This window comes from Rhizobium sp. CAU 1783, from assembly GCF_054551725.1.
Map to the genome: position 1 here is coordinate 446,727 of NZ_JBTOLM010000004.1, position 12,392 is coordinate 459,118.

The 12,392-nt window shown below is 63.0% G+C and carries 13 protein-coding genes and 1 pseudogene; 7 read left to right on the forward strand and 7 right to left on the reverse strand.

Features of this window, described 5'->3' with window-relative positions:
- Positions 1–56: 56 nt before the first annotated feature.
- Positions 57–1,220 (reverse strand): M20 aminoacylase family protein, encoded by a 1,164-nt coding sequence (locus ACX93L_RS18480; RefSeq protein WP_459406165.1) that lies wholly within the window; start codon positions 1,218–1,220, stop codon positions 57–59.
- Between the two features lie 157 nt (positions 1,221–1,377).
- Between ACX93L_RS18480 and ACX93L_RS18485 the strand changes: the two genes are divergently transcribed.
- Both ACX93L_RS18485 and ACX93L_RS18490 read left to right on the forward strand, forming a co-directional pair.
- The gene (locus ACX93L_RS18485; protein WP_459406166.1) at positions 1,378–2,487 is read left to right on the forward strand and encodes a D-alanyl-D-alanine carboxypeptidase family protein; all 1,110 of its coding nucleotides are present in this window, start codon (positions 1,378–1,380) and stop codon (positions 2,485–2,487) included.
- A 14-nt stretch (positions 2,488–2,501) separates the two neighbouring features.
- Positions 2,502–3,665, forward strand: a complete 1,164-nt coding sequence (locus tag ACX93L_RS18490; protein WP_459406167.1) for a CobW family GTP-binding protein — start codon at positions 2,502–2,504, stop codon at positions 3,663–3,665.
- A gap of 16 nt (positions 3,666–3,681) precedes the next feature.
- Here ACX93L_RS18490 and ACX93L_RS18495 read toward each other — a convergent pair whose 3' ends face one another.
- From ACX93L_RS18495 to ACX93L_RS18515, 5 genes are all read right to left on the reverse strand, one after another.
- Entirely contained in the window at positions 3,682–3,909 is a 228-nt protein-coding gene (locus ACX93L_RS18495) for a sulfurtransferase TusA family protein (RefSeq protein ID WP_459406168.1), read from the reverse strand.
- On the reverse strand, positions 3,906–5,189 hold the full coding sequence (locus ACX93L_RS18500) for a L,D-transpeptidase family protein (protein WP_459406169.1): 1,284 nt from the start codon (positions 5,187–5,189) through the stop codon (positions 3,906–3,908). The genes ACX93L_RS18495 and ACX93L_RS18500 overlap by 4 nt, the downstream gene beginning before the upstream one ends.
- 172 nt (positions 5,190–5,361) lie before the next feature.
- Positions 5,362–6,315: an acetyl-CoA carboxylase carboxyltransferase subunit alpha gene (locus tag ACX93L_RS18505; RefSeq protein ID WP_459406170.1), complete on the reverse strand. Its 954-nt coding sequence runs from the start codon at positions 6,313–6,315 to the stop codon at positions 5,362–5,364.
- Positions 6,316–6,378: 63 nt separating this feature from the next.
- Entirely contained in the window at positions 6,379–7,323 is a 945-nt protein-coding gene (gene xerD / locus ACX93L_RS18510) for a site-specific tyrosine recombinase XerD (RefSeq protein WP_459406171.1), read from the reverse strand.
- A 15-nt stretch (positions 7,324–7,338) separates the two neighbouring features.
- On the reverse strand, positions 7,339–7,503 hold the full coding sequence (locus ACX93L_RS18515) for a hypothetical protein (protein WP_459406172.1): 165 nt from the start codon (positions 7,501–7,503) through the stop codon (positions 7,339–7,341).
- A gap of 149 nt (positions 7,504–7,652) precedes the next feature.
- Here ACX93L_RS18515 and ACX93L_RS18520 point away from each other — a divergent pair, with 149 nt between their 5' ends.
- The 3 genes and pseudogenes from ACX93L_RS18520 to ACX93L_RS18530 form a co-directional block, all read left to right on the forward strand.
- Positions 7,653–8,249 (forward strand): shikimate kinase, encoded by a 597-nt coding sequence (locus ACX93L_RS18520; RefSeq protein WP_459406173.1) that lies wholly within the window; start codon positions 7,653–7,655, stop codon positions 8,247–8,249.
- Complete coding sequence (aroB, locus tag ACX93L_RS18525; protein WP_459406174.1) at positions 8,242–9,369, forward strand: 3-dehydroquinate synthase; 1,128 nt, start codon at positions 8,242–8,244, stop codon at positions 9,367–9,369. The genes ACX93L_RS18520 and aroB overlap by 8 nt, the downstream gene beginning before the upstream one ends.
- 11 nt (positions 9,370–9,380) lie before the next feature.
- Positions 9,381–10,268, forward strand: a pseudogene (locus tag ACX93L_RS18530) (HlyC/CorC family transporter); the annotation flags it as partial.
- 53 nt (positions 10,269–10,321) lie between these two features.
- Here ACX93L_RS18530 and ACX93L_RS18535 read toward each other — a convergent pair.
- Positions 10,322–10,603, reverse strand: a complete 282-nt coding sequence (locus ACX93L_RS18535) for a BolA family protein (protein ID WP_459406175.1) — start codon at positions 10,601–10,603, stop codon at positions 10,322–10,324.
- A gap of 104 nt (positions 10,604–10,707) precedes the next feature.
- Here ACX93L_RS18535 and ACX93L_RS18540 point away from each other — a divergent pair, with 104 nt between their 5' ends.
- Both ACX93L_RS18540 and cobS read left to right on the forward strand, forming a co-directional pair.
- Positions 10,708–11,334 (forward strand): J domain-containing protein, encoded by a 627-nt coding sequence (locus ACX93L_RS18540; protein ID WP_459406260.1) that lies wholly within the window; start codon positions 10,708–10,710, stop codon positions 11,332–11,334.
- A gap of 64 nt (positions 11,335–11,398) precedes the next feature.
- The gene (gene cobS, locus ACX93L_RS18545) at positions 11,399–12,391 is read left to right on the forward strand and encodes a cobaltochelatase subunit CobS (protein ID WP_459406176.1); all 993 of its coding nucleotides are present in this window, start codon (positions 11,399–11,401) and stop codon (positions 12,389–12,391) included.
- Position 12,392 lies beyond the last annotated feature (1 nt).

Below are 12,392 nucleotides of genomic sequence, written 5' to 3' on the forward strand. Positions count from 1 at the left end.
TCGTTGTGGCAAAGAGGCGTGCGCCGGCGTGCCTTGCGGCGCGCCGGCGCGTGCGGTCAGTCGGTGAGCCGTTGCTCCGCAAGGCGCACCCAATAGGAGATGCCGTAGGCCAGGACCTCGTCGTTGAAGTCATAAGCCGGGTTGTGCAGGCCCGGCGTGTCGCCGTGGCCGATCATGATATAGGCGCCGGGGCGGGCCTGCAGCATGAAGGCAAAGTCCTCTCCCGCCATCGACGGGTCGACTTCGGTGTTCACCTTGTCGATACCGGCGACGTCGGCTGCTGCGCGGGCGGCGTGATCGGTTTCTGCGGGATGATTGACGGTCACCGGGCAGGCACGTTCATAAACCACTTCGGCAGCGCCGCCGTTTGCGGCGGAAAGGCCCTGGGCGATCTCGCGGATGCGGCTCTCGGCCATGTTCCGCACCTCTTCGTCAAGGCTCCGCACCGTGCCGGAGATCGATGCCTCCTCTGGAATGATGTTGTGGCTGGTGCCGGCATGAAACCGGGTGACAGAGACGACGACAGAGCGCAGTGGATTGGCGTTGCGCGAGGCGATCTGCTGCAGGTTGGTGACGATCTGGGCGCCGATGGCGATGGGATCGACCGCCTTGTGCGGCTCTGCGGCGTGGCTGCCGCGGCCCTTGACGGTGATGAAGAACTTGTCCGGCGCGGCCATTATGCCGCCCTTGCGGATCGAGAAGGTACCGACCGGCTGTCCGGGCATGTTGTGCATGCCGTAGACTTCCTCGATGGCGAAACGCTCCATCAAGCCGTCCTGCACCATGGCAAGGGCGCCGGCGCCGCCTTCTTCCGCCGGCTGGAAGATCACCACCACGCGGCCGTTGAAGTTGCGGGTTTCCGCCAGGTGCCGGGCGGCGCCGAGCAGCATGGCGGTGTGGCCATCGTGGCCGCAGGCGTGCATCCGGCCCTTGATCTTCGATGCCCACGGCTTGCCGCTGATCTCTTCGAGCGGCAGGGCGTCCATGTCGGCGCGGAGCCCGATCGCGCGGGTGCTCGCGCCCCGGCCGTTGATCACGCCCACGACACCGGTGCGGCCGATCCCGGTCACGATTTCGTCAACGCCGAACTCTTCAAGCTTCTGCGCTACAAAGGCGGACGTGTTCTCGACGTCGTAAAGAATTTCTGGATTTTCATGGAGATGGCGACGCCATTCGCTAACCTCCGCCTGGAGTTCGGCAGCGCGGTTCAATATCGGCATGTTGCAGTCCTGCTTGTCGACTTCGATATATCGCTTGGTGGGCGCGCAGAATGTGCGCCTTGAGATTGACGTAATCAATGGGTCTTGCCATTGCTTGCAGTCATAGGTCAATTGTCGGGCCTTTGCGAGACGCTTCCGCATTCAAGAGGTTTTCATCGTGTCGTCGAAGAAATTCAGCATGCCGTCAAAGGCGCGCCGCAACCGCCGTTTTGCGGCTCTCGTCTGCACTTTCACCACCTTCATGCCGAGCCTCAGCCTTGCCAATCCGCAGATGGTGGTCGACGTGAATACCGGTCGGGTAATCGCGCACGAGGATGCCTTCCGCAAGTGGTACCCGGCATCGCTGACGAAACTGATGACCGCCTACACCACATTCAAGGCGATCCGCTCGGGCGAGGTGTCGCTGGAGAGCATCGTGGTGATGAGCAAGAAGGCTGCCGACCAGCCCGCCAGCAAGATGTACTACAAGCCGGGCACGCAGCTGACCCTCGACAGTGCGCTCAAGATCCTGCTGGTGAAGTCGGCCAACGACATCGCTGTCGCGATCGGCGAGCGGGTCGGCGGTTCGCTCGACAATTTCGTCGCGCGGATGAATGCCGATGCCCGGAGCCTGGGCATGACCTCGTCGCACTTCATCAATCCGAACGGTCTGCCGGGCAAGGGCCAGTATACAACGGCCCGTGATCTCGCCGTTCTCGCCGTCGCGCTGCGCCGCGAGTTCCCCGAATATGCCGGTTACTTCTCGCTGGAAGGGATCAATACCGGCAAGAAGGAATACCCGAACTACAATCTTCTGATCGGCCGCTTCGACGGTGCTGACGGCATGAAGACCGGCTATATCTGCGCCTCCGGCTTCAACCAGGTCTCATCGGCCACCCGCAACGGCCGCACCGTGGTTTCGGTGGTGCTCGGCGCTGACAGTCTCGGAGCGCGTGCCGACGTTTCCGCCGATCTCCTGCAGAAGGCGCTGACGACCGGCGGGTCCGGCCCGCGCCTTGATACCCTTCAGCCCTACGGAGATGGCCGCGACAACGTCACGGACATCAGCGCCGAGATCTGCAACCCGCAGGCCCGTCAGGTGCGCAGCGAAGGGCGCGACGATGCCGGACGCATGAAGCTGCTTTCGCCCTATATCCATGAAATGGGCCGTCCGCCCCGTACCGTGTTTGCCGGCGCGATTCCGGGAACCGAGCCGGTCAAGAACGGCGCCGCCGGGGTCGCCGAGATCGCCAACGTTCCGATCCCGAAGCCGCGTCCGACCTTCTGATCCGGGAGTTCACCATGTCACCAGTCAACGGCCGGATCCCCGTGTCGATCATCACGGGCTTCCTCGGTGCCGGAAAGTCGACCCTTCTTAACCGCATCCTCAAGGATCCGGCCATGCGGGACGCCGCCGTCATCATCAACGAGTTCGGCGAAGTGGGTATCGACCACATGCTGGTCGAGGCCTCGAACGATTCGATCGTCGAACTCGCCGACGGCTGCCTGTGCTGCACCGTGCGCGGCGAATTGGTGGACACGCTGGCCGAACTCATCGACGGTATGCAGACCGGCAAGCTCAAAGCTCTGTCGCGGGTGGTGATCGAAACGACCGGGCTTGCCGACCCGGCGCCGGTCATGCAGTCGGTCATGGGGCATCCGGCGATCGCGCAGCATTTCGACCTCGACGGCATCGTGACGGTCGTCGATGTCGTCCACGGCCTGTCCACGATCGCGACCTATCCGGAAGCGCTGAAGCAGGTCGCGGTCGCGGACCGGCTGGTGCTGACCAAGGCGACGCTTGCCGGGGCGGCGCAGCGCGCCGAACTCGTCGAACGGCTGCGGTCGCTCAATCCGCGGGCGGACATCACGGACGGTGACACGGAAGCGGCGGGCACCGCCGCGATCCTTGCCAACGGACTCTACGATCCGGCGAGCAAGATCCCCGACGTCGGCCGATGGCTTAAGGACGAGGCGCATGACGGTCATGGTGACGGGCACGATCATGGCCACGGCCACGGCCACGGCCATCATGGGCACCATCATCACCATCATCACCATCATCACCATCACGACGTCAATCGTCACGGCGACCAGATCCGCTCCTATTCGATCATGCATGACCAGCCGATCGACCCGATGGCGCTGGAGATGTTCCTCGACATCCTGCGTTCCACCCATGGCGACAAGCTGTTGCGGATGAAGGCGGTCGTGGCGCTGACGGATCGTCCGGAAAGGCCGCTCGTCCTGCATGGGGTACAGACGGTCTTCCATCCGCCTGTGCGCCTTCCGGCTTGGCCCGATCCCTCGGATCGGCGCACGCGGCTGGTGCTGATCACCCGCGATCTGCCGGAAAGCTATGTGCGGGAACTGTTCGATGCCTTCACGGGCCGCGTGCAGGTCGATCGACCCGATCGGGCGGCGCTCGAAGACAATCCGCTCGCCATTCCCGGCTTGAAGATGTGACAGCGCGCGGGGGCGTTCAGCCCTTGCGAATCAGAAAACGATGGCCATGGTCGAGCTTTGCCTGCTCGATCAGTTCGTGGCCGTCCTCTCGGCAGAAATGCGGAACGTCGATGACTGCCAGCGGATCGGTCGTTTCGATGCTGAGTTCTTCGCCGCGCTGCATGCTTGCGAGCTTGCGCCGGGTCTTGAGCACCGGCAAGGGACATTTCAGCCCCTTGAGATCGTAGAAGACGTGGGCGCTCATTGCGACGGCTGCGACTGCCAGAACTTCCAGAAGGGCTTCTTATTCGTCTCGGCCGTCTGGACCGGGGCGGGTGCGGCCATCGGGTTCGGCTGCGGAACCGGTACGGCGCCGGCCTGGGCGGGCGTGGTCGTGGCGCTTGCCGTCGCGGCAGCAGCGGTGGCCGGGGTCTGTGTGGCCGGTGAAGCGGTTCTCGCGGTCTTGGCCGCCGGTGCGGAGGCAAGCTGCTCGATCGCGGCCGGTGCCGTCTTGGCAGGGGCGCTGGCCGCCGCCGTCTGGTTCTCGTAATCCTCGATCTTCATCAGCTTGCCGGCCTTCAGCGCCGAGCCGGTCGGGGCATAGGCGAGGTCGTGGCCCTTGCGCTGGTCGGCGACGATCGCCTTGCGTTCGGCCTCGGTCGGATCATACCAGATCTTGCCGTCGAACTTCTTCGTGGCCTTGGCGTAATCCTTGGCATAGGTCGCATTGTACGAGGCGAGTGCCATCTGGAGTGCCGGCGGCGTGGTCATGGGGGGGCAGGCGGCGGAAGAGCTCAGCGCCTTTCCATCCTCGACCTGCTGGTTGAAGACGTATTTCTTGTCGCAGACGGCGACTTCCGGGGGACGCTTCGTCACTTCGAAATTGTCGTAGCCGACCTTCAGCATCTGCCAGAAGGCAAAATGCGGGCTGTGCTGGTGGCGCGCCATGTTCTCCGCGGTCATGCGGAAGGGGAAGGCCTGCAGCTGGATGGTCTGCTGGCCGCCCTTGAAGGCGTCGCGGGCAAAGGCGTAGATCTCCAGGATCTGGGCGTCGGTCATCGAATAGCAGCCAGACGACGAGCAGGCGCCATGGATCATCAGGTTGGTGCCGTTGCGGCCGTTGGCCTGGTCGAACCGGTTCGGAAAGCCGGTATTGATGGCGAGGAAATACTTGGAATTCGGATTGAGGTGATAGGGCGAGAGTGGATAGAAGCCCTCGGGCGCCTGCCTGTCGCCCTCCTTGATCTTCGGACCCAGCCGGCCCGACCAGGCGCAGATCTGGTATTCCTTGATCTTGTCGAAGCGATTGTTGGTCTTGGCCTTCCAGATCTCCAGGACGCCTTCTTCCTTGAAGATGCGGATGGCGATCGGCGAATTGCGGTCCATGCCCTTGGCGCGCAACTCCGCGAGGATCTTCGGCGACAGCGGGTGGTCGTCCTTGTCGGAGATCTTGGACGTATCGACGCTGTCCAGCGTTTCATTGACTGTACAGCCGGCAAGTGCGGCGACGAGGGTCAAAACGAGAGCGGTCGATTTCCAGCGCATTTCCGAAGGCTCATCAGATAAAGGACAGAACAGCTTTCGTCCGAAAGCACACCTTTTTAGTCTATTACGCTTTTCTTCACAAACCATTAACCAACGGCGCAGTCGAACCGCGACATCACCGCGCTTAACTTGCGAAAGCAGCAGCATTGTGACGGGCGCTGAACGCCCGGCCTTAGAGATTGCGTCCGATGTTGAGGAATTTCTGGCGGCGTTCGCTGCGCAGCTGATCGCCGGGGCGGGGCGAGAGCTCGCCAAGCGCGTTGGCAATCACGTCGCCGGCTGCATGAATGACCGTCTTCGGATCGCGATGCGCACCGCCGACAGGCTCGGGGATGATGCCGTCGATGACCCCGAGGGACTTCAGGTCCTCGGCGGTGATCTTCATGTTGGTCGCGGCCTCCTTGGCGCGGGTGGAATCGCGCCACAGGATGGAGGCGGCTCCTTCCGGCGAGATGACCGAGTAGATCGCATGCTCGAGCATGTAGACGCGGTTGCCAGTGGCGATCGCGATCGCGCCGCCGGAGCCGCCTTCACCGAGTACGACGGAAACGATCGGCACGCGGATGTTGAGGCACATCTCGGTGGAGCGGGCGATGGCTTCCGCCTGGCCACGCTCCTCGGCTCCGATGCCCGGATAGGCGCCGGCGGTGTCGATCAGGGTCACGACAGGCAGGCCGAAGCGGTCGGCCATTTCCATGACGCGGATCGCCTTGCGATAGCCTTCCGGACGGGGGCTGCCGAAATTGTGCTTGAGGCGCGACTTGGTGTCGTTGCCCTTCTCCTGGCCGATCACCGCGACCGGCTGGCCGCGAAAGCGGGCGAGACCAGCCTGGATCGCGGCATCTTCCGCAAACTTGCGGTCGCCGGCGAGCGGCGTGAAGTCGGTGAAGAGCTCGGCGGCATAGTCGACGAAGTGCGGACGCTGCGGGTGGCGGGCAACCTGCGTCTTCTGCCAGGCGTTCAGCTTGGAATAGATCTCTTCCATCGCCTCGCGGGTGCGGGCCTCCAGCCGACCGATCTCCTCGGAGGTGTCGATGCTCTCATCCTCTTCCGCGAGCTTCTTCAGTTCGTGGATCTTTGCTTCGAGGTCGGAGATGGGCTTTTCGAAGTCGAGATAGTTGTGCATGAAATCGGGTTCCGATCGTTTTGCCCTTTGCCATTCGGGCGCTTGGCACCGGCGTTGCCGGTCCTAATCGAGGTTTTTGGCCTTTTTTGCAAGAGGGTGATGCGTCTGGACCAGTTCCTGGAGCCTTTCATCGAGCACATGCGTATAGATTTGTGTCGTTGAAATGTCGCTGTGGCCCAGCAGTTCCTGCACCACGCGCAGGTCTGCTCCGTTCTGCAACAGATGGCTGGCAAAGGCGTGGCGCAGCACGTGCGGCGAGACGGACGCGGCGGGAAGGCCGGCCCGGACGGCAAGATCCTTCAGCTCTCGCGCGAAGACCTGGCGCGGCAGGAAGCCCTCCTTGCTTGCCGCCGGAAAGAGGAAGGGCGAGGTTTCCCGGTCGCCGCGTTCCTCAGCCATCAGGTCGCCGTAGCGGGCGAGTGCCACGACCGCTGCCTTCGACAGCGGCACCAGGCGTTCCTTGTTGCCCTTGCCGCGGACGACCAGGAAACGCCCCTCCTGGGTCAGTACTCTGGCGGGCAGGGCAACCAACTCGCTGACGCGCATGCCGGTCGCATAAAGGAGTTCGATGAGGGCTAGGGTACGCAGACGCAGCAGGCGGCCGGGACCGTCGAGCGCTGCTTCCTCCTCGGCAAGCCTCAGCAGCCGCCCGACCTGTTCGACACTGAGGAACTTCGGCAGTGGACGCGCCTTCTTCGGCGAGTCGAGAATCGCCGTCGGATCGTCGCCGCGCAGTCCTTCGGCATAGAGGAACTTGTAGAACTGCCGCATGCTCGACAGGCGCCGGGCCTGGGAGGTCGGCATAAAACCGCGCTTGGCGAGGTCGGAGAGATAGGCGGACAAATCGCCGCGCTCGGCCGTGTCGAGGCTCGTCTTCCTGCCGGACAGGAAATCGCAAAGGTCGTCGAGGTCGCGTTCGTAGGAGGCAAGCGTGTTCGCCGCCGCGCCACGCTCGGCGCTCATCATCTCCAGGAAGGCCTCGACATGGGCGCGGCTCAGATCGGCCAAGGACGGCTCCTTCGTCTACTGTCCCGCACCCTCTTCCGGCGGATTGACCTGCTCGGAGGGAATGCGGATCGTCACGTCGCGTTCGCGTGGTTCGACGAAGACGACGAGCGACCACATGGCGGCATAGACGATCCCGACGATCGTTGCGCAGAAGAAGAGAAAGCGGAATAGCGTCGGCATGGCATCGTCCCCGGGCTGCGAACGACACCTGATATGATGGGGCGCCGCTGACTGTGCAAGGCGCGCAGTCGTCGCATTCATTCCAGTGTATGGCTTGACGCTAGGCGTTCATTTGTCAATACCGTTGGGAAACGGATGCGAACAGGTCGATGAGCGATTTAATATTTCCCGTTGCCCCCACCTTGGGTGAACGCGCGCGTGCTGCGCTGGGACGACGCAATCTCGTCTTCGTCGGACTGATGGGGGCAGGCAAGTCGGCGATCGGCCGGATGACCGCCGCCCAACTCGGCCTTCCCTTCATCGACACGGACACCGAGATCGAACGCGTCTCGCGCATGACGATCAGCGAACTCTTCGCAGCTTATGGCGAAGAGGAGTTCCGGGCACTGGAGACACGGGTGATCAAGCGGCTGCTCAGGTCCGGCCCACGGGTCGTCTCGACCGGCGGCGGCGCCTTCATCAACGAGAAGACGCGCAAGCAGATCGAGCGTGGTGGCATATCCCTCTGGCTGAAGGCGGACCTCGAGGTACTCTGGGAGCGGGTCAACAAGCGCGACCACCGTCCGCTGCTGAAGACCGAGAACCCGAAGCAGACGCTCGAAAACCTGATGAACCAGCGCTATCCGGTTTACGAGCTTGCCGACATGACGGTCCACTCGCGTGATGAGCGCAAGGAGACGATCGTCAACGAGGTGCTGGAAGCTATCATTGAATATACGGGTAAAGGCAGCAAGAACGATGAGTAAGACCGAGAGCGAAGAGCGGCTCGTCCACGTGCCGCTCGGCGAGCGCGCCTATGACATCCTGATCGGGCCTGGCCTGATCGGGCGTGCGGGCGGCGAAATCTCCACGCGCATCAAAGGCCGCAAGGCCGCGATCATCACCGACGAGAATGTCGGCGGCATCTATCTCGATCCGCTGATGGACAGCCTTCAGACCGATGGCATCGAGGCGGTGTCGCTGACCCTGCCGCCGGGCGAGAAGACCAAGAGCTTCGACTACCTGACCAAGGTCTGCGACGTGCTGCTCGAGGCCCGCATCGAGCGCAACGACGTGGTGATCGCGCTCGGCGGGGGCGTGATCGGCGACCTCACCGGCTTTGCCGCCGGTATCGTGCGGCGCGGCGTTCGCTTCGTTCAGGTGCCTACCTCTCTGCTGTCGCAGGTCGACAGCTCCGTCGGCGGCAAGACCGGTATCAATACACGCCAGGGCAAGAATCTCGTCGGCGTGTTCAATCAGCCGGACCTCGTTCTCGCCGATACCGACGTTCTCAATACCCTGAGCGAGCGTGAATTCCGTGCCGGCTATGCCGAGGTCGCCAAATACGGTCTGATCGACCAGCCGGATTTCTTCGCCTGGCTCGAGCGCAACTGGCGCGAGGTGTTCTCCGGCGGTGCGGCACGCATCGAGGCGATCGCCACGAGCTGCCAGGCCAAGGCCGATGTCGTCGTCGCCGATGAGCGCGAGACGGGCCGCCGGGCGCTGTTGAACCTTGGCCACACCTTCGGTCATGCCCTCGAAGCCGCGACCCAGTATGACAGCAGCCGCCTCGTGCATGGCGAAGGCGTGTCGATCGGCATGGTTCTCGCCCACCGTTTCTCGAACCGGCTGAACCTGATCGGCGTCGAGGATGTGGCCCGCGTCGAGGCACATCTCAAGGCTGTCGGCCTGCCGACCTCGATCGACGACATCGAGGGAGAGCTTCCCTCGACCGAGGTGCTGATGGATGCAATCGGCCAGGACAAGAAGGTCAAGGGCGGCAAGCTCACCTTCATCCTGACGCGCGGCATCGGTCAGTCCTTCGTCGCCGACGACGTGCCGGCATCGGAAGTCTGTTCGTTCCTGGAGGACATGCGGTCGAAATGACGGCTGAACGGGGGGCCTTGTCGCGGTTCGTCAATGCGATGGTTCGGGGGCTTCTCCGTACCTTCAAGGTCGATCTGTCGCAGGAGACCCTGTCGCTTTCCAGCTACGACGACCTGCAGGCAGCGCTCGCGATCGTCCATCACGACGCCCATCTCGACAAGACTGATCGCGACCGCCTTGGTGGCGTGCTCGACCTCGGCGAGCTCGAAGTCTCCGACATCATGATCCACCGCATGGCGATGCGGGCGGTCAATGCCGACGAACCTCCGGAAGTCGCCGTCCGCGCCGTGCTCGACAGCCCCTACACGCGCATGCCGCTCTGGCGTGGAGCGACCGACAACATCATCGGGGTCGTGCACGCCAAGGACCTGCTGATTGCGCTTGCCGAGCCGGATGCCGACGTCTCGCGCCTTGATCTGGTGAAGATCGCCCAGAAACCTTGGTTCGTGCCGGATACGACCAATCTCAAGGATCAGCTCGCGGCATTCCTGCGCCGCAAGATGCACTTCGCCGTCGTGGTCGACGAATACGGCGAGGTGCAGGGCATCGTCACGCTCGAGGACATCATCGAGGAGATCGTCGGCGACATTTCCGACGAGCACGACCTGGAGATCCAGGGGGTGCGGCAGGAGGCCGACGGCTCGATCGTCGTCGATGGCGCCGTGCCGATCCGCGACCTCAATCGGGCTCTCGACTGGTCATTGCCGGATGAGGAGGCGACGACGATCGCCGGGCTGGTCATCCACGAATCGAAATCGATCCCCGAAGAGCGGCAGGCCTTCACCTTCCACGGCAAACGCTTCATCGTGATGAAGCGCGAGAAGAACCGTATCACCAAGCTGCGCATCCGCCCTGCGGAGGAGGCTGCAAGCAGGGACCAAACGGCCGGCCCGGCTTGACAGACGGCCCCGACCGGCCCATCTGAGCGTCGGCAATCCAGTCGCAAAGGCTTCTACCAGCGCGTTTCCTCGCCGGGCGCGGCAGGTTCTATCGCCAGCGCGTGCAGTCCGGCATCGAGTTCCGGCTGCAGGAGTTCGGTGATCGCCCGGTGGCGGGCGAGCCGCGTCATTCCGGTGAAGAGGGCGGCGACAATCCGCACGCGCATGTGGGTGCCTTCGGCACCTTCGAAGCCGGGCTGATGGCCAGCATGCTGACTGCTTTCGTCTATGACGAAAAGGCGTTCCGGGCTGAAGGCCTCGCGCAGTTTCGCCTCAATTCTGTTGCGTAGAGACATGACCTTCCTTGCGCTTTGCCGGCTCGAAAAAAGCCTCACAAAGCCTAGAACAATCACGTTTGTCAATTCTTGTTGTCGACTGCCGGAGGCACCATAATTACCGGATGAAACTCGATTCAAAATACTTCGACCGGATCCGCACGCGGCGGAAACGGGAGCCGGAGGCGGAGAAAGCCACGCCGACCTGCCAATGGGACGGGTGCGACAAGCCCGGGGTTCATCGGGCACCCGTCGGACGCAACGCCGAAGGGCAATTCTTCCTGTTCTGCTTCGAGCACGTGAAGGAATACAACAAGGGATACAACTACTTCTCCGGCCTGTCCGACACAGAGATTGCCCGCTACCAGAAGGAGGCGATCACTGGGCATCGGCCGACCTGGACGGTTGGCGTCAACAAGAATGCGAAAGCGAGCCCGCTGCATTCGACGGCCCGGTCCGGCTCGGCAGCCTCCCAGGCGCGCATCAAGGACCCGTTCGGTTTCGTCCAGCAGGGGCGCGGTAGCGGTTCGCGCTTCCAGCCGCAGGCCCGCAAGCTGAAGTCCCTCGAGGCTAAGGCGCTCGATACGCTCGGGCTTGCGGCCAATTCGAGCGCGCAGGAAATCAAGAGCCGCTACAAGGAACTTGTAAAAAAACACCACCCTGACGCAAATGGCGGAGACAGGGGCTCGGAAGAGCGTTTTCGCGCTGTCATTCAAGCGTATCAATTGTTAAAGCAGGCGGGTTTCTGTTAATCGATAGTGCCTGTAACGCGCTTTATTTGGAAGGCCGGTCGGCGGCGCCCGGCATGGAGAGACGATGAGCAAAATTGAACTTGATATTTCCAATCTCCCCGACACCACCGTGTCGGTGCGCGAGGTGTTCGGTATTGACAGCGATATTCGCGTCCCGGCCTACAGCAAGGGAGATGCCTATGTGCCCGACCTCGATCCGGACTACCTGTTCGATCGGGAAACGACGCTCGCCATCCTCGCCGGATTCGCCCACAATCGCCGCGTCATGGTCTCCGGTTTCCACGGTACCGGCAAGTCGACCCACATCGAGCAGGTCGCAGCACGGCTCAACTGGCCCTGCGTGCGCGTTAACCTCGACAGCCATGTCAGCCGTATCGACCTCGTCGGCAAGGACGCGATCGTGCTCAAGGACGGCAAGCAGATCACCGAATTCAAGGACGGCATCCTGCCCTGGGCCTACCAGCATAACGTCGCGCTCGTCTTCGACGAATACGACGCCGGCCGCCCGGACGTCATGTTCGTCATCCAGCGCGTGCTGGAAAGCTCGGGCCGTCTGACGTTGCTCGACCAGAGCCGCGTCATCCGTCCTCACCCGGCCTTCCGCCTGTTCGCGACCGCCAACACCGTCGGCCTCGGCGACACGACTGGCCTTTATCACGGCACGCAGCAGATCAACCAGGCGCAGATGGACCGCTGGTCGATCGTCACCACGCTGAACTACCTGCCGCACGACAAGGAAGTCGACATCGTTCTCGCCAAGGTGAAGAGCTTCGGCAAGACCGAAGAAGGTCGCGACACGGTCTCGCGCATGGTTCGCCTCGCCGACCTGACCCGCTCGGCCTTCATCAACGGCGACCTGTCGACCGTCATGAGCCCGCGTACCGTCATCACCTGGGCCGAGAACGCCGAGATCTTCGGCGACGTGGCCTTCGCCTTCCGCGTGACCTTCCTCAACAAGTGCGACGAACTCGAGCGCACGCTGGTCGCCGAGCAGTATCAGCGCGCCTTCGGCGTCGAGCTGAAGGAAAGCGCTGCCAACATCGTGCTCGGCGCCTGAG

Coding starts and splice junctions, on each gene's coding strand:
- ACX93L_RS18480 (WP_459406165.1), bottom strand. CDS start 1,220: ATGCCGATATTGAACCGCGCTGCCGAACTCCAGGCGGAGGTTAGCGAA.
- ACX93L_RS18490 (WP_459406167.1), top strand. CDS start 2,502: ATGTCACCAGTCAACGGCCGGATCCCCGTGTCGATCATCACGGGCTTC.
- ACX93L_RS18495 (WP_459406168.1), bottom strand. CDS start 3,909: ATGAGCGCCCACGTCTTCTACGATCTCAAGGGGCTGAAATGTCCCTTG.
- ACX93L_RS18500 (WP_459406169.1), bottom strand. CDS start 5,189: ATGCGCTGGAAATCGACCGCTCTCGTTTTGACCCTCGTCGCCGCACTT.
- ACX93L_RS18505 (WP_459406170.1), bottom strand. CDS start 6,315: ATGCACAACTATCTCGACTTCGAAAAGCCCATCTCCGACCTCGAAGCA.
- ACX93L_RS18515 (WP_459406172.1), bottom strand. CDS start 7,503: ATGCCGACGCTATTCCGCTTTCTCTTCTTCTGCGCAACGATCGTCGGG.
- ACX93L_RS18520 (WP_459406173.1), top strand. CDS start 7,653: ATGAGCGATTTAATATTTCCCGTTGCCCCCACCTTGGGTGAACGCGCG.
- aroB (WP_459406174.1), top strand. CDS start 8,242: ATGAGTAAGACCGAGAGCGAAGAGCGGCTCGTCCACGTGCCGCTCGGC.
- ACX93L_RS18535 (WP_459406175.1), bottom strand. CDS start 10,603: ATGTCTCTACGCAACAGAATTGAGGCGAAACTGCGCGAGGCCTTCAGC.
- ACX93L_RS18540 (WP_459406260.1), top strand. CDS start 10,708: ATGAAACTCGATTCAAAATACTTCGACCGGATCCGCACGCGGCGGAAA.
- cobS (WP_459406176.1), top strand. CDS start 11,399: ATGAGCAAAATTGAACTTGATATTTCCAATCTCCCCGACACCACCGTG.